At 72.8% G+C, this 21,769-nt stretch carries 18 protein-coding genes and 1 pseudogene; 14 read left to right on the forward strand and 5 right to left on the reverse strand.

What is annotated here, in order from left to right; translation table 11 throughout:
• Positions 1-33: 33 nt before the first annotated feature.
• Together U5640_RS36780 and U5640_RS36785 are read left to right on the forward strand one after the other, a co-directional pair.
• A complete protein-coding gene (locus U5640_RS36780; RefSeq protein ID WP_340382460.1) occupies positions 34-600 on the forward strand; it encodes a TetR/AcrR family transcriptional regulator in 567 nt (188 codons plus the stop codon).
• Entirely contained in the window at positions 597-2,108 is a 1,512-nt protein-coding gene (locus U5640_RS36785) for an MFS transporter (protein WP_340382462.1), read from the forward strand. Before U5640_RS36780 ends, U5640_RS36785 begins: the two co-directional genes overlap by 4 nt.
• 58 nt (positions 2,109-2,166) lie before the next feature.
• On the opposite strand, the gene U5640_RS36790 is transcribed toward U5640_RS36785, so the two are convergent.
• Positions 2,167-2,838 carry a lysophospholipid acyltransferase family protein gene (locus U5640_RS36790; RefSeq protein ID WP_055631585.1) on the reverse strand — a complete coding sequence of 224 codons (672 nt, stop codon included), beginning with the start codon at positions 2,836-2,838 and terminating at the stop codon, positions 2,167-2,169.
• A gap of 360 nt (positions 2,839-3,198) precedes the next feature.
• Here U5640_RS36790 and U5640_RS36795 point away from each other — a divergent pair, with 360 nt between their 5' ends.
• The 3 genes from U5640_RS36795 to U5640_RS36805 all read left to right on the forward strand — a co-directional run bounded on the left by U5640_RS36795 (position 3,199) and on the right by U5640_RS36805 (position 5,515).
• A complete protein-coding gene (locus U5640_RS36795) occupies positions 3,199-4,386 on the forward strand; it encodes a glycerophosphodiester phosphodiesterase (RefSeq protein WP_340382464.1) in 1,188 nt (395 codons plus the stop codon).
• 67 nt (positions 4,387-4,453) lie between these two features.
• Positions 4,454-4,972: a sigma-70 family RNA polymerase sigma factor gene (locus U5640_RS36800; RefSeq protein WP_340382466.1), complete on the forward strand. Its 519-nt coding sequence runs from the start codon at positions 4,454-4,456 to the stop codon at positions 4,970-4,972.
• A 45-nt stretch (positions 4,973-5,017) separates the two neighbouring features.
• Positions 5,018-5,515, forward strand: coding sequence for a GNAT family N-acetyltransferase (locus tag U5640_RS36805; RefSeq protein ID WP_340385550.1), 498 nt, complete (start codon positions 5,018-5,020; stop codon positions 5,513-5,515).
• Here U5640_RS36805 and U5640_RS36810 read toward each other — a convergent pair.
• Positions 5,505-5,921, reverse strand: a complete 417-nt coding sequence (locus U5640_RS36810; protein ID WP_340382468.1) for a hypothetical protein — start codon at positions 5,919-5,921, stop codon at positions 5,505-5,507. The two genes, U5640_RS36805 and U5640_RS36810, sit on opposite strands and share 11 nt — an antisense overlap.
• A 1-nt stretch (position 5,922) precedes the next feature.
• Positions 5,923-6,282 (reverse strand): hypothetical protein, encoded by a 360-nt coding sequence (locus U5640_RS36815; RefSeq protein WP_340382470.1) that lies wholly within the window; start codon positions 6,280-6,282, stop codon positions 5,923-5,925.
• Between the two features lie 395 nt (positions 6,283-6,677).
• Between U5640_RS36815 and U5640_RS36820 the strand changes: the two genes are divergently transcribed.
• The 8 genes from U5640_RS36820 to U5640_RS36855 all read left to right on the forward strand — a co-directional run bounded on the left by U5640_RS36820 (position 6,678) and on the right by U5640_RS36855 (position 18,577).
• Positions 6,678-7,694, forward strand: a complete 1,017-nt coding sequence (locus U5640_RS36820) for an ATP-binding cassette domain-containing protein (protein ID WP_340382472.1) — start codon at positions 6,678-6,680, stop codon at positions 7,692-7,694.
• Positions 7,691-8,428, forward strand: a complete 738-nt coding sequence (locus U5640_RS36825) for a methionine ABC transporter permease (protein WP_340382475.1) — start codon at positions 7,691-7,693, stop codon at positions 8,426-8,428. Before U5640_RS36820 ends, U5640_RS36825 begins: the two co-directional genes overlap by 4 nt.
• 69 nt (positions 8,429-8,497) lie before the next feature.
• A complete protein-coding gene (locus U5640_RS36830) occupies positions 8,498-9,328 on the forward strand; it encodes a MetQ/NlpA family ABC transporter substrate-binding protein (protein WP_340382477.1) in 831 nt (276 codons plus the stop codon).
• Between the two features lie 177 nt (positions 9,329-9,505).
• The gene (locus U5640_RS36835) at positions 9,506-10,144 is read left to right on the forward strand and encodes a GNAT family N-acetyltransferase (protein ID WP_340382479.1); all 639 of its coding nucleotides are present in this window, start codon (positions 9,506-9,508) and stop codon (positions 10,142-10,144) included.
• Positions 10,145-10,238: 94 nt separating this feature from the next.
• Positions 10,239-11,450, forward strand: a complete 1,212-nt coding sequence (gene cbiE / locus U5640_RS36840; RefSeq protein WP_340382482.1) for a precorrin-6y C5,15-methyltransferase (decarboxylating) subunit CbiE — start codon at positions 10,239-10,241, stop codon at positions 11,448-11,450.
• A 367-nt stretch (positions 11,451-11,817) separates the two neighbouring features.
• Positions 11,818-16,134, forward strand: a complete 4,317-nt coding sequence (gene cobT / locus U5640_RS36845; RefSeq protein ID WP_340382484.1) for a nicotinate-nucleotide--dimethylbenzimidazole phosphoribosyltransferase — start codon at positions 11,818-11,820, stop codon at positions 16,132-16,134.
• 269 nt (positions 16,135-16,403) lie between these two features.
• Positions 16,404-17,630 (forward strand): uroporphyrinogen-III C-methyltransferase, encoded by a 1,227-nt coding sequence (gene cobA, locus U5640_RS36850; RefSeq protein WP_340382486.1) that lies wholly within the window; start codon positions 16,404-16,406, stop codon positions 17,628-17,630.
• 128 nt (positions 17,631-17,758) lie between these two features.
• Positions 17,759-18,577: an RNA methyltransferase gene (locus U5640_RS36855; RefSeq protein WP_340382488.1), complete on the forward strand. Its 819-nt coding sequence runs from the start codon at positions 17,759-17,761 to the stop codon at positions 18,575-18,577.
• A gap of 68 nt (positions 18,578-18,645) precedes the next feature.
• On the opposite strand, the pseudogene U5640_RS36860 reads toward U5640_RS36855, so the two are convergent.
• Both U5640_RS36860 and U5640_RS36865 read right to left on the reverse strand, forming a co-directional pair.
• A pseudogene (locus tag U5640_RS36860) lies at positions 18,646-19,407 on the reverse strand (transposase family protein); the annotation flags it as partial.
• 16 nt (positions 19,408-19,423) lie between these two features.
• The gene (locus tag U5640_RS36865) at positions 19,424-20,878 is read right to left on the reverse strand and encodes a serine/threonine-protein kinase (RefSeq protein ID WP_340385552.1); all 1,455 of its coding nucleotides are present in this window, start codon (positions 20,876-20,878) and stop codon (positions 19,424-19,426) included.
• A 587-nt stretch (positions 20,879-21,465) separates the two neighbouring features.
• Between U5640_RS36865 and U5640_RS36870 the strand changes: the two genes are divergently transcribed.
• Positions 21,466-21,645 carry a hypothetical protein gene (locus U5640_RS36870; RefSeq protein ID WP_067250166.1) on the forward strand — a complete coding sequence of 60 codons (180 nt, stop codon included), beginning with the start codon at positions 21,466-21,468 and terminating at the stop codon, positions 21,643-21,645.
• The last annotated feature ends 124 nt before the right edge of the window (positions 21,646-21,769 follow it).

The following is a 21,769-nucleotide window of genomic DNA, read 5'->3' on the forward strand; positions in this document are numbered from 1 at the left end:
ACAATGATGTCTCAAATGGTCTAGGGTTGTCTCATGGCCGTCGACCGTGACCACGTACTCCGCAGCGCCGCCGCCCTGCTGACCCGCAAGTCCACCGCCACCATGGACGAGGTCGCCAAGGCCGCCGGGATCAGCCGCGCCACCCTGCACCGGCACTTCGCCGGCCGCGACGCGCTCGTCCGCGCCCTGGAGTCGCTCGGCATCGAGGAGTGCGAGACCGCGCTGGACGCGGCCCGCTTGGACGAGGGCCCGGCGAGCGACGCCGTGGAGCGACTGGTGCGCGAGATCGAGCCCGCCGCCGGACTCCTCGCCTTCCTCTACACCGAGAACCAGCTGTTCGAGGGCGAGGAGGTGCACCAGGGCTGGACCCGCATCGACGACCGCATCTCCGCGCTGTTCCGGCGCGGACAGCTCACCGGTGAGTTCCGTATCGACCTCACGCCCGCCTGGCTCACCGAGGCGCTCTACGGCCTGCTGGCCTCCGGCGCCTGGCTGGTGCAGTCCGGCAAGGGCGCCCCCAGGGACTTCCGTCCCATGGTCGTGGGCCTGCTGCTCGGCGGCGCGCTACGACAACCCGCACAACCGAGAGAGGAATCATGACCAGCACCCTGCAGCCGGCGGCCACGACCGAGGCGGTGAAGCGTCCGGACCGTTGGCTCGCGCTCTCCGTCCTCGTCCTCGCCGTGCTGCTGGTGGCCGTCGACGCGACCGTCCTCGGCCTCGCGACCCCGTACATCAGCGAGGACCTCCACCCCACCGGCACCCAGCTCCTGTGGATCGGCGACGTCTACTCCTTCGTCATCGCCGGCCTGCTGGTCTCCATGGGCAGCCTCGGCGACCGCGTCGGCCGCAAGCGGATCCTGCTCGGCGGCGCCACGGCCTTCGGACTGATCTCCGTCCTCAACGCCTACGCGACGACCCCGGAGCTGATGATCGCCGCCCGCGCCCTGCTCGGCGTGGCCGGCGCGACCCTCATGCCCGCCACCCTCGCCCTCATCCGCAACCTCTTCCACGACCCCCGCGAACGCAGCCTCGCCGTCGGCATCTGGGGCGCCACCGCCTCGGCGGGCACCGCCGTCGGCCCCATCGTGGGCGGGTTTCTCCTCGAACACTTCTGGTGGGGCTCGGCCTTCCTGATCAACGTGCCGGTGATGCTGGTCCTGGTCCTGGTCGGCCTCAAGACGCTCCCGGAGTCCAGGAACCCCGACCCGGGCCCCTGGGACCTGATGAGCGTGGCGCTGTCCCTGATCGGCATGATCGCCGTCGTGTACGCGGTGAAGGAGGCCGCGAGCCACGGCCTGACCTGGGAACCCCTGGCGGCGGCCGCGCTCGGCCTCACCGCGCTGTACGGCTTCGTACGCCGTCAGCTCACGCTGCCCGAGCCGCTGCTCGACATGCGCCTGTTCCGCAGGCGGGGCTTCAGCGGCGCGGTCCTGGCCGACATGCTGACCGTGCTCGGCATGTCCGGGCTGGTCTTCTTCCTCTCCCAGTACCTGCAACTGGTGCAGGGCCGACGCCCCCTGGAGGCGGGCCTGGCCGAACTCCCCGCCGCGGTGGGCGCGGTGGTGGCCGGTCTGCTGGCCGGCCGCGCGGCGCGGCGCCTCTCGGTGCGCACGGTCGTCTCCGGCGGCCTGGCGGCCATCGGTCTGGCGCTCGCGGCCCTGACCCTGATCGACACCACGACCGGCTACCCGGTCCTCGGCGCGGCCCTCCTCGTGGTCGGCGCCGGCGCCGGCTTCTCCTTCACGGTGACCGCCGACGTCATCCTGTCCTCGGTCCCCAAGGAACAGGCGGGAGCGGCCTCCGCGGTCTCCGAGACGGCGTACGAACTCGGCGCGGCCCTCGGCATCGCCGTGCTCGGTTCGATCGTGACGGGCGTGTACCGGGGTTTCCCCGCTCCGCCGGGCACACCGCAAGGGGCCCACGAGAGCCTGGGCGGCGCGGTCGAGGCGGCGTCGGGGATGCCCACGGCCGACGCGCAGGCCATGCTCACCTCGGCCAGGGAGGCCTTCGTGAACGGCCTGAGCATCGCATCGGGCGCAGGCGCGGCGGTCCTGCTGGCGACGGCGGCGGCAGCTTGGTACCTACTGCGCGGGCAGCGTCTCTAGGGGCGCGGGGAACTGGGCGACCGGCCCCCACCCGCAAGACGGCCGACCGCCGGAGGCGTTACGCCGCCTTCGCCTTCGTCGCATACATGTCCACGTACTCCTGCCCCGACAGCCGCATGACCTCGGTCATCACGGAATCGGTCACGGCCCGCAGCACATACCGGTCCCGGTCCATCCCGTCATAGCGGGAGAACTCCATCGCCTCACCGAAGCGGACCGTCACCCGCCCGGGCCGAGGCATCCCTGCCCCGCCCGGCTGCAGCTTGTCCGTGCCGATCATCGCGAACGGGACGACGGGCGCCCCGGTCATCAGCGTCAGCCGCGCGATACCGGTGCGCCCCCGGTACAGCCTGCCGTCGGGGGAGCGGGTCCCCTCGGGGTAGATCCCGAAGACCTTCCCCTCCTCCAGCACCCGACGCCCGGTCATCAGCGCGGCCACACCCCCGCGGCCGCCGTCCCGGTCCACCGGGATCATGCCGACGCCGGTGAAGAACCACGCCATCAGCCTGCCCTTGAGGCTCTTGCCGGTGACGTACTCGTCCTTGCCGATGAAGAAGACCTGCCGGTCGCAGACGAGCGGCAGGATCATCGAGTCGATGAAGGTCAGGTGGTTGCCGGCCAGGATGACCGGACCGTCGCCCGGGATGTGCTCCACGCCCTCGACCCGGGGGCGGAACATCAGGCGCATGACCGGTCCGAGCACTGCCTTGATGAGCGCGAAGCGGGACAACGGGCCCTCCGATGCCAAGGAAAAACGGTATGAGTCTGTGCAGGTGAGGACGATACTCGCGGCCCCCCGGGTGATGCACATCGGGTTCACCGAGGCCTTACGCACTGTTGACGTACGTTTACCTGGATGGCGGCACCGTCACCCGCCCGTCACCTGCGCGGAACGGGCGGGGTGACCGCGCGAAACGTGCCCCTGCGGACCGCCTTCCCCCTCCCCCGCGCGGGCATTCCGACGTCCCGTCACCTCCGGGTCCGCAGCTGCCATCCACCGTCACCCGCGTGTTGGGGCCGACGTCTCCCGACCGTCATGTCCACGCCCCTACGATCGGGCGCACGAAGGACCGACGGCAGGAGGGCCGCAATGGGATCGCAGGACGCGTGGGAGCCGAACGAGCGGATGACGACGGGCGGGACGACCGGACGCCGGGCGCTGCTCGGCGCGGCCGTGCTCGGTGCCACGGGAAGCGTCTTGGGCCTGGCCGGCACCGCCCGCGCCGCCGGGGCGGGCCGCTCCGCCAGGGGCGGGCTCCACAGCCTCCCGGTGCCGACCATCATCGGCCACCGGGGCGCCAGCGGCTACCGCCCCGAGCACACCTTCGGCTCCTACGAGCTGGCCCTCGACCTCGGCGCCGACATCGTCGAGGCCGGCGACCTGGTCCCCACCAGGGACGGCCATCTGGTCTGCCGCCACGAGCCCGAGATCGGCGGCACCACGGACGTCGCCGACCGCAAGGAGTTCGCCGACCGCAGGACCACCAAGGTCCTCGACGGTGTCTCCACCACCGGCTGGTTCACCGAGGACTTCACGCTCGCCGAGCTGAAGACCCTGCGCGCGATCGAGCGCATCCCGGCCAACCGCCCGCACAACACGCTCTACAACGGCCGCTGGGAGATCCCCACCTTCGAGGAAGTCCTGAAGTGGCAGGACGAGCAGACCCGCAGGCGCGGCAGGCAGGTCTGGATCTACCCCGAGACCAAGCACCCCACCTACTTCCGCAAGCTGGGCCTGGGCCTGGAGGAGCGGGTGGCCAAGCTGCTGCACAAGCACGGCAAGGACCGGAAGAACTCGCCGGTCATCGTCCAGTCCTTCGAGCCGAGCAGCATCCAGCGCCTGAACAAGCTCGTCGACAACCCGCTGGTGGTTCTGCTGTCCGCCGCGAACACCCGCCCCTGGGACTTCGTCGAGGCGGGCGACCCGCGCACGGTCGCCGACCTGATCACCCGGACCGGGCTGCGCGAGATCGCCGGCTACGCCCAGGGCATCGGCCCCACCCTCGACCTGGTCATCCCGAAGGACGCGAGCGGCAACCTCACCACCCCCACCACCCTGGTGAAGGACGCCCACGCCGTCGGCCTGATCCTGCACCCGTACACCATGCGCAACGAGAACCCGTTCCTCCCGGCGAACTTCCGCAAGGGCACGGACGCGGACGCGTACGGCGATGTCTTCGGCGCCTTCCGCACCTACTTCGCGACCGGCATCGACGGGGTCTTCACCGACAACGCCGACACGGGCGTCCTGGCCCGTGAGGACTTCGTCAACGGCTGAGTCCCCGTTGGAGTGACATCCGGCCGTGCGGGCAACCAGCCGCCCGCGCGGCCGCATCGTCCGGCACATGACGCACGACCCGCTCACCGGCCTGCTCACCGACCTGCGCCCCCTGCTCACCGCCGAGACCGCCGCCGAGGCCCACGCCACCGGCACCGAACCGGGAGACCTGGAACAGGCGGTCTGGCTCCGCCTCCTGGAGCGCCTCGCCACCGACGGCCCCCCGCTCGACCCGCCGGGCTGGCTGCGCCGGGCGGTGCGCGCGGAGGCCCGCCGCACCCGCCGCTCCGCCCGCTTCGAGCAGCCGTACGGGACCGAACCGGCCGACGACCGCGACCGCGGCCCCGAGCAGCTCGCCCTCGCCGCCGCCCGCCGCCGCGCCCTGCGCGAGGCGGTGCGCCGCCTCCCCGGCCGCTGCGCCCCTCTCCTCGAGGCGCTCCTGTCCCCGGAGGACCCCACCTACCGCCAGATCGCCGGTGAGTTGGGTATCTCACAGGGCAGTATCGGCCCGGAACGTTCCAGATGTCTGGCATGTCTGAGGCGTTTGCTCGCACCGGAGGTTGCGGCCCGGCAACTGCGGGGATAGGAGTGAAGGACCCAAGGCGATCAGGTGAGCGGGAGGCGTGCGCACATGGGCATGAGCGTGACCATCTCGGTGGCGACCGAGCAGGATGCCGAGCAGATCTTCGTGCTGCAGTACCTGTGTTTCCAGAGCGAAGCCGCGCTGTACGGCAACTACCGCATCGCCCCGCTCGTCCAGACCCTGGACTCGGTCAAGGAGGAACTCGCCTCCGACTGCGTCTACGTGGCACGGCTCGGCGACGAGGTGGTCGGCTCGGTCCGCGGTCACATCACCGAGGACGGCGCCGCCTCCATCGGCCGTCTCTGCGTCCACCCCCGCCTCCAGGGGCACGGCATCGGCGCCCGTCTCCTGCGCGCCGCCGAAGCGGCCCTCTCCGAGGAGCGCGGCGCCAAGAAGTTCCGCCTCCACACCGGCCACCGCAGCGAGGGCAACCTCCGCCTCTACCGCAGGGTCGGCTACGAGACGGTGGGCACGGCCGAGGGCACGGACGGCGTCCCGATGATCGTCCTGGAGAAGGTGGCCGGCGAGTACGCGGCTACGGCTTAGCCGTACGGGCCCGGCGCAGCCAGTACAGCGCGGAGAGCGGCAGCAGCACCGGAATGAACACGTAGCCCATTCCGTAGTCGGACCAGACCGTCGCGTCCGGGAAGGCCGACGGCTCGATCAGGGTCCAGGTGCCGACCACCAGCACGCCCGCGAGTTCGGCGGCACAGCACAGCTGCGCCGCCCTGCGCGCCGTCTCCCCGCCCCGCACCAGCGAGTACGTGATGAACCCGTACACCAGGCCCGCGACCGCCGACAGCGAGTAGGCGAGCGGCGCCCGGTCGAACTCCGTGGCGATCTGGTACGCCGAGCGCGACACCGCCCCGACCACCATCACGCCGTAGAACCACACCAGCACCAGGCCGGGCCCGCCGATCAGGCGGGCCGGCTTCTCCTGAACGGCCGTCATCTCAGCCTCCCCAGATGTCGTAGAGCCGCACTTCCAGGACCGCGAGCACGACCGCCGACGCGGCGACCGTCACCGAGCCCCACCGGGTCCGCTCGGACAGCGACATCAGACCCGCCGCCGGCACGCACGCGAAGGCGCCCAGCAGATACGCCACGAAGATCGTCGTGCCCTGTACCGGCTTCTGGCCCCAGGCCAGCAGCACGACGCCGATCACCAGCTGCATCAGCGCCAGCACCGAGACCACGGCCATCCCCATGAAGTGCCAGTCCTTCGTCGGCTGGTCACGATGGGCCGCCCAGCCGCACCAGGCGGCGAGCAGCAGCGCGGCGACGCCGGTCACCAGCGTCAGGACATCAAGCATGCAGCGACCTTATTACGCCGTAATCGACACCCCGCGCCGGGCCCCGGGCCGTCCGGGCCGTCCGGGCCGTCCACGGCAGGGTGTCCACGCATGTCCAGCATGCGGACAGGCGTTTCTTTGTCAGTACCGTACGTCTGCTTTACTGATGCACATGACCACGACGAGCAGCCGCACCCCTGCGACCGAGGCGAACCTGACGCCCGGCGTGCGCTGTATGTGTCGTATGTGTCGCATGTGCGCCTGCTAGCCGGCCCCCGCACCACCCCGAGCCTCCGCTCCGCGCACCCGTCCTCCCCGGGAGTCCCCGGCCAAGGACGTGCCGCGTCCTGAACGAACGCATCCGTGCGCCCGGGCACACCCACGCCCCGCGCACTCGACAGTGACGGAAAACCCACGTGATCACCACCACGGCCTTGACCAAGGTCTACCGCTCACGCGGCCGTGAAGTCACCGCCCTCGACGGTGTCGACCTGCACGTCCGCGAAGGCGAGGTGTACGGCGTCATCGGCCAGTCCGGCGCCGGCAAGTCCTCGCTGATCCGCTGCGTCAACCTCCTGGAGCGCCCCACCGCCGGCACGGTCACCGTCGCCGGCCAGGACCTCACCGCCCTCGCCGGCCGCGGACCGCGGGCCGGCCGGGAACTGAGGCAGGCCCGCAGCCGGATCGGCATGGTGTTCCAGCACTTCAACCTGCTGTCCTCGCGGACCGTCCAGGACAACGTCGAACTCCCGCTGGAGATCCTCGGCGTCTCGGGCAAGGAGCGCTCCCGCAAGGCGCTGGACCTGCTCGACCTCGTCGGACTCGCCGACAAGGCACGCTCCTACCCGGCCCAGCTCTCCGGCGGCCAGAAGCAGCGCGTCGGCATCGCCCGCGCCCTCGCCGGCGACCCCAAGGTGCTGCTGTCCGACGAGGCGACCAGCGCCCTCGACCCGGAGACCACCCGCTCCATCCTGCAGCTGCTGCGCGACCTGAACCGGCAGCTCGGCCTCACCGTGCTGCTCATCACCCACGAGATGGACGTGGTCAAGTCGGTCTGCGACTCCGCCGCCCTCATGGAGCGCGGCCGGATCGTGGAGTCCGGCACGGTCGGCGAACTGCTCGCCACCCCCGGCTCCGAACTGGCCGCCGCCCTCTTCCCGGTCGGCGGCGAGGCCACCGGCGAGGACCGCACCGTGGTCGACGTCACCTTCCACGGCGAGAGCGCCACCCAGCCGGTCATCTCCCAGCTCTCGCGCACCTACAACATCGACATCTCCATCCTCGGTGCCGCCATCGACACCGTCGGCGGACTGCAGGTCGGCCGGATGCGCATCGAACTGCCGGGCCGCTACGAGGACAACGTCGTACCGATCGGCTTCCTGCGCGAACGGGGCCTGCAGATCGACGTACTGCTCGCGGAGGGCGCCAAGTGACCTGGTCGGAGACGCAGCCCCTGCTGGCGCAGGCCTGCTGGGACACCCTCTACATGGTCGGCTGGTCGACCCTCATAGCCGTCGCGGGCGGACTCCCGCTCGGCCTTCTTCTCGTCCTCACCGACAAGGGCGAACTCCTGCAGAACGTCGTCGCCAACAAGGTCATCGGGCAGATCGTGAACATCGCCCGCTCGATGCCGTTCATCATCCTGATGGTGGCGCTGATGGGCTTCACCCGCACCGTCACCGGCACGACCATCGGCCGCGAGGCCGCCATCGTCCCGCTCGCCATCGGCGCCGTACCGTTCTTCGCCCGCCTGGTCGAGACGGCCGTCCGCGAAGTGGACGGCGGACTCGTCGAGGCCGTGCAGTCGATGGGCGGCAACACCTGGACCGTCGTCCGCAAGGTCCTCGTCCCCGAGTCGCTGCCCTCGCTCATCTCCTCCACGACCACCACGGTCGTCGCCCTCATCGGCTACTCCGCCATGGCCGGCACGGTCGGCGCCGGCGGCCTCGGCGACATCGCCATCCGCTACGGCTACCAGCGCTTCGAGACCGACCTGATGTGGATCACCGTCGCGATCCTCGCCGTCGTCATCTCCCTCATCCAGTTCGCCGGCGACTGGGCCGCCCGCTCCCTGCACCGCCGCGGCGGCCGCTCCGGCCCCGCCCCGAAGCTGCGGCTGCTCAGGACCGGGGAGCCGGCCGCCACCGACGTCGGCAAGGTCGCCTGAGCGCCCCTCCCCCTGAACTCCCCGCACACCCACCGCGGGGCCGCACCACCCCTAGGAAAGGCACTTTTCGTGCGTAACACCGCCAAGATCACCACCGCCGTGCTCGCCGCCGGAGCCCTCACCCTCGGGCTCACCGCCTGCGGCTCGGACAAGGACTCGGCCGGCGCCGGCGCCCGGCTGACCGTCGCGGCCACCCCCACCCCGCAGGGCGAGATCCTCACCTACATCAAGGACAACCTCGCCAAGAAGGCCGGCCTCGACCTCGAGGTCAAGGAGTTCACCGACTACGTGACCCCCAACACGGCCGTCCAGCAGGGCGAGGTCGACGCCAACTACTTCCAGCACCAGCCGTACCTCACCGACTTCAACAAGAAGAACGGCACCGACATCGTCGCCGTGCCCGGTGCCACCGTGCACCTGGAGCCGCTCGGCCTGTACTCCCAGGGCGTCAAGAAGCTCGACGACCTGAAGAAGGGCGCCACCGTCGCCCTGCCGAACGACACCACCAACGAGGCCCGCGCGCTGAAGCTGCTGGAGGCCAACGGCCTGATCGAGCTGAAGTCCGGAGTCGGCTACGACGCCACCCCCAAGGACGTCACCGCCAACCCCCGGAAGCTCGTGTTCAAGGAGCTGGAGGCGGCCCAGCTGCCCCGCTCCCTGGCCGACGTCGACGCCGCGGTGATCAACGGCAACTACGCACTGGAGGCCGACCTCAGCCCCGCCGAGGACGCCCTCGCCGCCGAGTCCGCCAAGGACAACCCGTACGCCAACTTCCTCGCCGTGAAGAAGGGCGACGAGGGCGACCCGCGGATCCGGAAGCTGGCCGAGCTGCTCACCTCGCCCGAGGTGAAGAAGTTCATCGAGGACAAGTACGACGGCGCCGTCGTCGCCGCGTTCTGACCGTCCGCGCCGCACACCACCGCAACCCACGGGGTCCGCTCCCTCACGAAGGGTGGGGACCCCGTGGTGCCGCTGGGCCCCCTCATGCTGCATGCTGGGCAGTTCAGCGGGTCCTGACGGTCCGGTAGGTACAGGACCGTCCGGGCACCGAGGTTTCGAAGGCTACGGAGCGGCTTCATGACGAGCACCTTCCCCACCATCTCCATCAGCACGGAGCGGTTGGTGCTGCGGCCCTTCGACGAGGACGACGTGCCCGCCCTGGCCGAGATGATGAACGACGAGCAGATCGGCGCCTGGACAGACGCCCCGCAGCCCTACAGCCAACAGGCGGCCCACCGCTGGATCACCGAGGACGCACCCGACGAACGCACGGCCGGACGCGGCCTCTCCCTCGCCGTCACCGAGTTCCTCACCCAGCGGCTCGTCGGTGTCATCCAGCTCGCCAGGACCGACTGGCACGTCCGGTCCACCGAACTGTCGTACATCGTCGCCTCCTGGGCCCGCGGCGAGGGCTACGCCTCCGAGGCCGCGCTCGCCACCGCCCAGTGGCTGTTCACCGACCAGAAGTTCGAACGCATCGAGCTGCGCACGGCCGCCGACAACACCGCCTCCCAGCAGGTCGCGCAGAAGATCGGCTGTATCAGCGAGGGCGTCCTGCGCGGCGCCTGCATAGCCCGGGCCCGCGCCGAGGACGAGACCTGGACCGAGGTGCGCACCGACTACATCGTGTGGAGCCTGCTGCCCGAGGACATCGAGGGCGCGGGCGACCAGCTCGCCGAGGGCGGCGGCTTCACCTCGTACACCGACTGGAACTGACCCCGGCCCGACGATCGGGCGGCAGCCCGCCCCGTCCGACCGGGTACCCTCACGGAGCCCGCTGCCTGCGCGAACCCCCGGGAGACTGAGGACGATGGCCGACCGCGTCACCGTGATCGGCTGGGACGGCTCGCCGCTGACCGCAGCGGCCCGCTCGGCACTCGGCGCCGCCACGCTCGTGGCCGGCGCCGCCCACCACCTGGCGCTGCCCGAGGTCCCGCCCGCCGCCGAGCGCATCCGTCTGGGCAGCGTCTCCCTCGCCGCGCGCCGGATCGCCGGCCACCGCGGCACCGCGGTCGTCCTCGCCGACGGGGACCCGGGCTTCTTCGGCGTCGTACGCACCCTGCGCGCACCCGAGTTCGGCCTGGAGGTCGAGGTCGTCCCGGCCGTCTCCTCCGTCGCCACCGCCTTCGCCCGCGCCGGCATGCCCTGGGACGACGCCGAGGTCGTCGTCGCCCACCGGCGCACCCTGCGCCGCGCCGTCAACGTCTGCCGCGCCCACCCCAAGGTCGCCGTCCTCACCTCGCCCGGCGCCGGCCCCGCCGAGCTCGGTCTGCTCCTGGAGGGCGTGCACCGCACCTTCGTGGTCTGCGAGGAACTCGGCACCGACCGCGAGCGGGTCAGCGTCCTCACCTCCGACAAGGCCGTCGACCACACCTGGCGCGACCCCAACGTCGTCATCGTCATCGGCGGCCCGGTGACCGTCGGCGACGGCGGCGGCTGGCTCGCCGGACGCGACCCGGCCGCCGGACCGCGCGGCTGGGCCCTGCCCGCCGAGGCCTACGGCGGCGACCTCGGCGAGGGCGAGTCGGACCTGCTGCGCGTGGCCCAACTCGCCCGGCTCGGCCCCCGCGTCGGCGACCTCGTCTGGGACATCGGCTGCGGCAGCGGTGCCTTCGCCACCGAGGCCGCGCGGGCCGGCGCGGCCGTCCTCGCCGTCGACCACGACCTGCACGCCTGCGCCCGCACCGACGCCGCCGCCCGCCGCCACGGCGTCCAGCTCCAGATCGTCCGCGGCACCGCCCCGCACGTCCTGGAGAACCTGCCCGAGCCGGACGTCGTCCGGGTCGGCGGCGGGGGAGCGGCCGTGGTCTCCGCCGTCGCCGACCGCCGCCCGCAGCGCATCGTGACCCACGCGGCGACCCGCGACACCGCCGAACGCGTCGGCCGCGACCTCACCGAGCACGGCTACCTCGTCGAGTGCGCGCTCGTGCAGTCCGTCCAACTCGACACGCGGCGCTGGACGGAGACCGAACGGAGCGTCGCGTTCCTGCTCAGCGGGGTTCTTCCGGACCGCCGGACGTGACCCGATTCGCGCTCCCCGTGATCCTGTTGTCGTACCGCTCGCGGTAGGCTGAACGATCGTCGTACCGCTTCCGTTCGCCCGGCTGTTCGTCGGCCAATGTCCGGAAAACGCATCCCTTTTGGGGTGAGCCGTGGTACGGCAGAACCGGAGGGCGCGCAACGTGGCGCAGTCCACAGCGGAGCGACGGAGATCGACCTGTCGCGAGGCGGCGACGGCCGGGACAATGCCACTGAATGGCTTTGTCGCTTTTTCGGGCGGTCGTTCGTGCCGCTGGGCACGGACGCTCGTTCTTCACTACGGGGCGATCGGTGCGCCGTTCCGGGTGAGCTGGTCGTAGGAGCACTAAACCGATGGGCGAGGGGTACGCATGACCGACACCGGCCAGGTCCCGGGCGAGGGGCTGCCGGAGAACGCAGGCACGGTGGAACAGCCGGGCGCCTCCGCGCACGGCGCGTACACCTACCTCTCCGAGACCACCGCCGAGGACGAAGACCTGTTGCTGCTGCCGGGCGCCCAGAGCGCCTGGGGCAACGAGGTGGCGCCACCCGCGCCCGAGCCGGTCGTCGAGACGGTCCACGAGCCCGGCCCGCACGAGCTCTCCGGCCGCGACAGCGGCTCGGTCGACCTCAGCGGCGTACGGCTGCCCGGCCCCGCCGCGCCTCCGCAGCCGGCCCCGCGCCGGCCCCTCCACCTGGGCCCGCCCATCCCCGACGCCTCCGCCAGCCCCGTCCGCTCCCTCGCCGACCGCGGCCCGGCCGGCGCCCCCGTGCGCCAACCGGCCCAGCCCGTGACCGGCCCCGAGTACCTGGACGTCCCGCCCCTGCGCGAGACGCCCCCGCAGGGGGCCGCGCCCTGGGGAGCCGCGGCCCAGGCTCCTTCTCCCGTTCATGCCGCCGCTCCCGTCGAGGCCCAGGAACCCGCGGTGCTCGGAGTCGCCGACGCCGTCGTGGCGCGCGTGGCGACCGAGGCGATCGCCACGCAGGGGGCACTCCAGGCCGAGGCCGCGTACGGCGGAAGCGGCGGCGGTGCCGGCGACGTCACGCCCGCCCCGGCGGCACCGGCCGAGCCCGGCCCGTTCTCCCCGACCGCGACCGGGGTCGTCGACCCCGGCCAGCTGCTCGGCGCCGCGCTGATCGCCGAGGGCGAGCAGGATGTCGCCGACGAGGTGCTGGAGACGGGGCCTGCCGAGCCGGTGGCCGCGCCGCCCGTCGAGGCGACGCCCGCCCCCGAGCCGCCCGCGGCCGTCGTCGCGGAAGCGGTACCGGCGGACGTGCCTGCGGCGAGCGGGCCGACGGTCGCGGCGGAGGTCGCGGAGGCGGTGGTCAAGGCCGCGCAGGAGCCGCAGGCACCCGAGGTGAGCGTGTCCGAGGCGGCCCCGGCTGCCGAGGCGGAGCAGTCCGCGGCGGTGACCGAGGTTGTTGCCGAGTCAGTGACCGAGTCCGTGACCGAGGCCGTACAGGCTCCGGAAGAGGCCGTATCCGACGTCGCGGCGGTTGCCGAGGCCGTCGAGGCCACCGACGCCGCAGTTGCCGAGGTCGCGGAGACGCCCGCGCCCGAGCTGGACGAGACTCCCGCGGCGCCCGAGCCCGGGCCCCAGCCCGAGGTGGCGCAGGCGGAGGAGGCGAGCCACGTCGGGACGCCCCAGGCGGCCGAAGCACCCGCATCCGCACCCGAGGCCGAGACCGTCGAGCCGGTGTCCGAGGTGCCGGTCACGGACGCGCCTGCGGTGCCGGAGGAGGTACCCGCCCCGGTCGAGGCACAGGTCGCCGATGCTGCCGGGGCCGCCGAGACCGTGGTGGAGTCTCCTGCGCCCGAGGTTCCGTCTCCCGAGACCGAGGTCCCGTCTCCCGAGACCGAGGTCCCGTCTCCCGAGACCGAGATCCCGTCTCCCGAACCGGTCGAGGCCCCTGTTCCTGCGGTCGAGGCCCCGGTCGCGGTCGCGGCCCCCGTGTCCGTCGAGCCGGTGCAGGAAGAAGCCGTGGTGGTGGAGCAGGACTCCCCGGTCACCGAGGAGCCCGCCGAGGCGGCGCAGCCCGCCGAAGCCGGTGAGACGCCCGCCGCCTCCCAGCCCGTCGAGGCGCCCGCCGCCCCCACCGCCCCCGCCGAGGCCGAAGCGGCGCAGCCCGCGGAGCCGGTCGAGTCCGCCGTGACCCCGCCCGCCGCACCCGAGGAACCGCAGCCGCAGCCCGAGCCCGTCGCAGAGGTCCAGCCCGCCGCCGGGCAGGTGGACACGGCCCCCGAGCAGGCGGAGGCCACCGAGCCGGCCCCGAACGCGCAGCCGGAACCGCAGCCGGAACCGCAGGAAGCCGCACAGCCGGAACCGCAGGAAGCCCCGCAGCCGGAACCGCAACCGGCCGCCCACCCGGAACCGCAGGAAGCGACCACGGAGCAGACGGCAGCCCCCGAGCTGCGGCTCGCCCCCGCCGCCGCCCATCAGCCGGACACGGTGTCTCAGGGCTCGGACGCTCCGGCCCCTGCCCCCGCACCGGCTTCCGAACAGGAGACCCCGACCGCCGTGGCCGTGGCGGCGACCCCGGCGGAGACCCCCGCGGAGCCCCAGGCGGTCCCCGTGCCCCCCGCGCCGCAGCCGGACCAGTCCGTGGGCCCGTCCGCACCGGTCGAGGGGACCGCGCCGACGGCTCCGCTCCTCGCCCCGGTGCCGTCGCAGGCCGCGCCCCTCCCCACGGAGGACCGGCAGCCCGCCGCGGCACCGGCGGAGGTGCCCCCCGTCGCCGTGACTCCCGAGCAGCCCGCCGCTCCCGCTCCCACCGTCCCCGCCCCCCGCGCGGCCGACCCCGCTCCCGCCCCGGCGACCCCGGACCCGGAGCCCCCGGCCGACGCGCAGGCCGACCCCGACCCCGAGGTCGCGCAGAGCCCGGAGGACCTGGAAACCAGGGCCGCCGACCAGGAAGAGAGCCCGGCCACCGTGGAAGAAGCCAGAAAATCCACCGGCCCCGCCGCGCCCGGGTACGACGACGCCGAGCGCGAGGCCGTCCTGAAGGTCATGCGCGAGCGCCGTGACATCCGCAACGGCTTCCGCGGCGACCCCATCCCGCACGAGGTGCTGCTGCGCGTCCTGGAGGCCGCCCACACCGCTCCCTCCGTCGGCCACTCGCAGCCCTGGGACTTCGTCGTCATCCGCTCCGCCGAAACGCGGCGCGCGATGCACGAACTGGCGACGCGTCAGCGCGACGCCTACGCCAAGTCCCTCCCCAAGGGCCGGGCGAAGCAGTTCAAGGAACTGAAGATCGAGGCCATCCTCGAGACCCCGGTGAACATCGTGGTCACCGCCGACCCGACGCGCGGCGGCCGGCACACCCTGGGCCGGCACACCCAGCCCCAGATGGCGCCGTACTCCTCGGCGCTCGCGGTGGAGAACCTCTGGCTCGCGGCGCGCGCCGAGGGCCTCGGCGTCGGCTGGGTCAGCTTCTTCGACGAGCGCGAGATGGTCCGCGCCCTCGGTCTGCCCGAGCACCTCGAAGTGGTCGCCTACCTCTGCGTCGGCTACGTCGACGAGTTCCCGTCGGAGCCCGAGCTGATGCAGGCCGGCTGGGCCAAGCGCCGCCCGCTCTCCTGGGTCGTCCACGAGGAGACGTACGGCCGTCGCGCGCTGCCCGGCGAGGAGCCGCACGATCTGCTCGGCGAGACCGTCGCCAGCGTCCGCCCGCTGGACGCCAAGGCGCTCGGCGAGGCCTGGGAGCGGCAGAAGCGGATGACGAAGCCCGCCGGGGCGCTCGGCATGCTGGAGATCATCTCCGCCCAGCTGTCCGGACTGTCCCGGCAGTGCCCGCCCCCGATCCCGGAGCCCGCGGCCGTCGCGATCTTCGCGGGCGACCACGGTGTCCACGCCCAGGGCGTCACCCCCTGGCCGCAGGAGGTGACGGCCCAGATGGTCGCCAACTTCCTCGGCGGGGGAGCGGTCTGCAACGCCTTCGCGAGCCAGGTGGGCGCGGAGGTCTGCGTCGTGGACGTCGGTGTGGCCACCGACCTCCCGGCGACCCCCGGCCTCCTGCCCCGCAAGGTGCGGGCCGGCACGTCCGACATGACCACGGGTCCCGCGATGACCCGCGAGGAGGCCAAGCAGGCCATCGAGGTGGGCATCGAGACCGCCCGCGACCTGGTGGCGGCCGGCAACAAGGCTCTGCTGACAGGTGAGATGGGCATCGCCAACACGACCGCCTCGGCGGCGCTGATCTCCGTCTTCACCGGCGCGGACCCCTCCGAGGTCACCGGCCGGGGCACCGGCATCAACGACGAGACCCTCGCCCGCAAGACCGAGGTGGTCCGCCGCGCCCTCGAACTCCACCAGCCGGACCCGGCCGACCCGATCGGCGTCCTCGCCGCGATCGGCGGTTTCGAGCACGCGGCGATGGTCGGCCTCCTGCTGGGCGGCGCGTCCCTGCGGACACCGGTGATCCTGGACGGCGTCAGCGCCGGCGCGGCCGCCCTGGTCGCCCGGGCGATCGCCCCCGAGGTCCTCGCCGCCTGCATCGCGGGCCACCGCAGCGCGGAGCCGGGCCACGTTGCCGCCCTGAACAAGCTGGGCCTGCGCCCGCTGGTCGACCTGGACCTCCGCCTCGGCGAGGGCACGGGCGCCCTCCTGGCCCTTCCCCTGGTCCAGAGCACGGCCCGGGCCATGCACGAGGTCGCGACCTTCGACTCGGCGGGAGTCACCGAGAAGTAGCAGAGGGGGGCCGGCCGTCCCGCGGCAGCCGGGTCGCGAAGCGGCGGACGGTCCCCCCGGCACCACGGCCGTGCGGTTCCGGACGGCCCCTCGCCGGCCGACCGTGGTGGTGGGCAGCCTTCCGCCGGGGCGGAACGGGCCGGCACCACCACCCACGACCCGCGCCCGGCGATGACGCCCAGCCACCGGACACCCGACCCACCACAGCCCGTCGCAGCATAAAATCCGCACGTCAGGGCCACCCACGCCGCAAAGGGAGCCGCACCCTCATGGCCGAACACCCCGCCTACCCCGTAGGCCTCCGCCTCACCGGCCGCAGGGTCGTCGTCCTCGGCGCCGGGCAGGTCGCCCAGCGCCGCCTCCCCGCTCTCATCGCGGCGGGCGCGGACATCCACCTCGTGTCCCCCGAGGCGACCCCCTCCGTAGAGGCGATGGCGGACGCCGGTGAACTCACCTGGCACAGGCGCCCCTACGCCGAAGGCGACCTCGCGGACGCCTGGTACGCCCTGATCGCCACCGACGACCCCGAGGCCAACACCCACGCCTCGGCCGAGGCGGAGCGCCACCGCGTATGGTGCGTCCGCTCCGACGACGCCGACCGCGCGACCGCCTGGACCCCGGCCACCGGCACCAGCGAGGGTGTCACCGTCGCCGTCCTCACGACGGACGCCAGGGGCCGCGACCCCCGCCACACCGCCGCCATCCGGGACGCCGTCGTGGCGGGCCTGCGCGACGGCACGCTCGTCGCCCCCCACCACCGCACCCGCACCCCCGGCGTCGCCCTCGTCGGCGGCGGCCCCGGCGACCCCGACCTGATCACGGTCCGCGGCCGCCGCCTCCTCGCCGAGGCCGACGTCGTCATCGCCGACCGCCTCGGCCCGCGCGACCTCCTCGCCGAACTCCCCCCGCACGTCGAGGTGATCGACGCGGCGAAGATCCCGTACGGCCGTTACATGGCCCAGGAGGCCATCAACAACGCGCTGATCGAGCACGCGAAGCAGGGCAAGTCGGTGGTCCGCCTCAAGGGCGGGGACCCTTATGTGTTCGGCCGCGGCATGGAGGAGCTCCAGGCGCTCGCCGAGGCGGGCATCCCCTGCACCGTCGTGCCCGGCATCTCCAGCTCCATCTCCGTCCCGGGCGCGGCCGGCATCCCGGTCACCCACCGCGGCGTGGCCCACGAGTTCACCGTCGTCAGCGGTCATGTGGCCCCCGACGACGAGCGCTCCCTCGTCGACTGGGCGTCCCTGGCCAAGCTCACCGGCACGCTCGTCGTCCTCATGGGCATCGACAAGATCGGGAAGATCGCCGAGACCCTGGTCGCGCACGGCAAGCCCGCCGGCACGCCCGTGGCCCTCGTCCAGGAGGGCACGACCGCCGCCCAGCGCCGCGTCGACGCGACCCTGGCGACGGTGGCCGAGACAGTGCGGACCGAGGAGGTCAAGCCGCCCGCGGTCGTCGTGATCGGCGAGGTGGTCGCCGTGGGCCCGCGCGCCTAGGGCCTGCCGTTGGATCATGCCGCGCGTCGCGGAACCGGGGCGCCCCCGACCGAGCTTGGCGTAACCCCGGGTAACACAACCCGTTCACAGCCGTTGGCACGACACCCAGGACAAGGCAGTATCACCCTGTGGCCGATCTCATCACCGTTGACGACCCCGACGACCCGCGCCTGCGCGACTACACCGGTCTGACCGACGTGGAGCTGCGGCGCAAGCGCGAGCCCGCCGAGGGCCTGTTCATCGCGGAGGGCGAGAAGGTCATCAGACGGGCCAAGGACGCCGGGTACGAGATGCGCTCGATGCTGCTCTCCGCCAAGTGGGTGGACGTCATGCGCGATGTCATCGACGAGCTCCCGGCCCCGGTCTACGCCGTCAGCCCGGAGCTCGCCGAACGCGTCACCGGTTATCACGTGCACCGGGGCGCCCTCGCCTCCATGCAGCGCAAGCCGCTCCCGACGGCCGCCGAACTCCTGCAGACCGCACGCCGGGTCGTGATCATGGAGTCGGTCAACGACCACACGAACATCGGCGCGATCTTCCGCTCCGCCGCGGCCCTGGGCATGGACGCGGTCCTGCTCTCCCCGGACTGCGCCGACCCCCTCTACCGCCGCAGTGTGAAGGTCTCGATGGGGGCGGTCTTCTCCGTCCCGTACGCCCGGCTCGACACCTGGCCCAAGGGCCTGGAGTCGGTCCGCGAGGCCGGCTTCACCCTCCTCGCCCTCACCCCGGACGAAAAGGCGCGCTCCCTCGACGAGGCCGCCCCGCACCGCATGGACAGGGTGGCCCTGATGCTGGGAGCGGAGGGGGACGGCCTGTCCACCCAGGCCCTGGTCGCCGCCGACGAATGGGTCCGCATCCCCATGTCCCACGGCGTCGACTCCCTCAACGTGGGCGCGGCGGCGGCGGTCGCCTTCTACGCCGTGGCGACGGGCCGCCCGCGCGGCTGAGGGCCCCTCAAGCGTGTTGCAGAAGGCTGGGAGTTTGCAGGTCGGAGCTGCTCTGGGAGCGGTCTGATCACGCTGCGAGTGTGCATGCGGGCGACGGCTTGCACTGCGTGGTGGAGTCCGTTGCCGCGCTGGCGGCAGTCGCGGAGGACCTTGCAGTGCTTCATGCGAGCGAAGGCGTGCTCAACGCGGGCTCGGACTTTGCGGTGCTCTGCGTTGTCCTCCTCCTCGCCGGGCAGCAGGGTCCGTCCGGGGCGTTTGCGGTGCGGGACGACGAGCCCGGTGTTGATGTACGCGCCGTCGCCGAGGACGGTCACCCCTTCGCAGTGCGCGGCCAAGCCGGAGTCGCGCCATGCCTTCGCGTCCGCGGTGTTGCCGGGGACCGGGCGGGCCGCGGCGACGACCAGCTTGGTGTCGGCATCGATGATGACCTGCACGTTCGCCGAGAACCGGGAGTTACGGCTCGAGGCGCCGACCTTGCGGTCTCGGACCGGGATCAGCGTGCCGTCGACGATCCACAGCCGTTCGGCCACGTCTGCCGGAGCCGGAGCCGGCTCGATGGCCAGCAGCGGCCGCAGCCGTTGGATGACCCGGCACACCGTCGCCGGCGAGCATCCGAACAACGGGGCGAGCTGCCGCATAGTGAGGTTCGTGCGGTAGTACACGGCGACCAGCAGCACACGATCGGCCAGTGGCAGGCACCACGGACGGCCGCCACCGGGCCCGTCCCCGCCCCGTTCCCGGACCACCTTCAGCAGCCGCTCGAACTGCCGCATCCGCAGTCCCGTGAACGTCTCCACCCACCACGGCTGAGCCCTCAACACCCCACGCATGCAGGGGAAATGCCCGCTACCCAGCCTTCTGCAACACGCTTTGGTCCGCGTCGCCGCGGGGAGCGGGAACGTACCCCTGCGCGTGCGGAGTCTGCTGCCGTACGACGCCGTCCTGGCCGCCGAGGCCACGGGCGGGCCCCTCGCAGCCCTGGACGACGGCGATGCCCAGCGCGACCAGCAGCGTCACGACCACGAAGACGAACAGCCGTTGGCGCAGCAGCCGCGGATTGGCGGGCCGGCGCCCGGTTCCCGTGTTCCTCGGCCCGGGCCGTCCGGCCCCGCTGCGCGGCGCGGGCCGGCTGCCGCTGCCTGCGGGACGGCCGCCGCGCGAGGCGGGTACGGGACGGCTCCCGGAGCGTGACGAGGAAGCGCCGCCACCGCGAGAGGCGCTGCCGCCGCGTGAGGGGGCTCCACCCCGAGAGGGAGCCGATCCCCGGGAGGGTGCTCCACCCCGAGGCGGAGGAGTACCGCCCCCGGTCCCGGATCCCGGTCCGTGCCCCGGCCCTTGTCCGGCGCCCGTCCCGGTGCCGGACGGGCCCGGCTGGCGCAGGGTGCGCTCCGGGTAGCTGGAGTGGCTGAGCCGGCCGGTGGGCCGGTCCGCCTCCGCCGCTCTCGGCACGGGCGGCCGGGCGTCGCCCGTGCCCTGGGCCTCGCGGGCGGCGATCTCCTTCAGCCGCAGCGAGAGATCGAGGGTGCTGGGCCGTTCCTCGGGGTCCTTGGCCAGACAGGCCCGGATCAGCGGGGCCAGCGCGTCGGCCACGCCGTGCAGCTGGGGCTCCTCGTGCACCACGCGGTAGAGCATCACCTCGGAACTGCCGTGTCCGAAGGGGGAGTCGGCCGTGGAGGCGTAGGCGAGGGTGGCACCGAGCGAGAAGACGTCGGTGGCCGGGGTGACGGCGGCCCCCCGCACCTGCTCGGGCGCGAGGAAGCCGGGCGAGCCGACGGCCGTACCGACATGGGTGAGGGTCGAGGCCCCGGTCGCCCAGGCGATACCGAAGTCGATGATGCGGGGGCCCTTGGGGGACAGCAGGATGTTGGACGGCTTGAGGTCCCGGTGGACGACCCCGGCCTCGTGGACGGCGACGAGCCCCTCGGACAGCGCGGCCCCGATCGCCGCCAGCTCGGCCGCCGCGACCGGCCCCTCGTCGTTGACCTTGTCGTGGAGGGAGGGACCGGGAACGTACTGGGTGGCGAACCACGGCCGTTCGGCGTCGAGATCGGCGGCGACCAGGCGGGCCGTGCAGCCGCCCCGGATCCGCCGTGCGGCCGACACCTCGCGCGCGAACCGTGACCGGAACTCCTGGTCCTCGGCCAGATCGGGCCGGATCACCTTCAGGGCGACGCGCTGCCCCTTCTTGTCGGAGCCCAGGTAGACGACGCCCATCCCGCCCGCACCGAGCCGTCGGTGAAGCCTGAACGAGCCGACGACGCGCGGGTCCTCGCGCCTCAGGCGCATCATCGCCATGTTCATCCCCGCTGCCCGGTCCGTGTGACGTGGCACAGCTTACGTTTCCACGGCCGTTCGCGCGCAGAGGCCGCGCCCTCCGGTCCCGATCGATTGTCCGCGCCGGGCGGGAGACATGAGGAGTGGTCAGAGAGCCTGGGACCAGGCGCCCCTTGGCCGCGCAGTGACCTCAACCAACCTTCGGCGAAGGGAGATTGGATCAGTGAAGGGGGACGGGAGGGAGCGGGCGGTGGACTCCGCGGGAGCGGTGCGCGCCTACCCGTTGGTAGCCGGGCGGGCGGGCCGCAGGGGGGAGGCGCCGGTCCGCCGAGGGGTGGTGGAAGTGAGCGAAGTCACGCCCGCCGGGGAGAAACCGGCCCGCAGCGGGCACCCCCTCCGGGAAGACCCCGAGACCTGGGACCTCGTCTCCAACCAGCGGAGTACTCCCCACCTCGTGGCTCATCCTCCGGGAGGCCCGGCAATCGGTACGAGGGCATGACGTGCTCCGCCCGCCGCACGCCTAGATTTGAAGTCAAGCGGCGGGTGCAGCACTCGTCCCCCGAGGTCAGACACCCGCCGCTGCCAGAACGACCAAGACGGTCAGGAGAGGGACCATGGCCCACACGGCACCGCGCACGCAGTTCCGCACCCGCACGCGCCGTACGGGCCGTCGCCACCCGCTGGTGGCGACGCTGATGGCCCTTCCCCTGGCGGCCCTGCTCCTCGTCGTCTTCGACGGCTGGGAGACGGTGGCCACACAGGCGTCGTCCGTGGGTGTGATGCTGGGGCGCTGAGCGGCGACCCCAGGCCCGGAAGAGCGGTCCGGGCGGGGACATCCATCCATGAAACCCCGTGGGGACGGGGGTGCGGCGGACGGCACAAGATGCCGGCGCAGCTGGGGAGCTGCGCCGGCATTGT

It is taken from the genome of Streptomyces sp. SS7 (assembly GCF_037993025.1).
Lineage (GTDB): Bacteria > Actinomycetota > Actinomycetes > Streptomycetales > Streptomycetaceae > Streptomyces.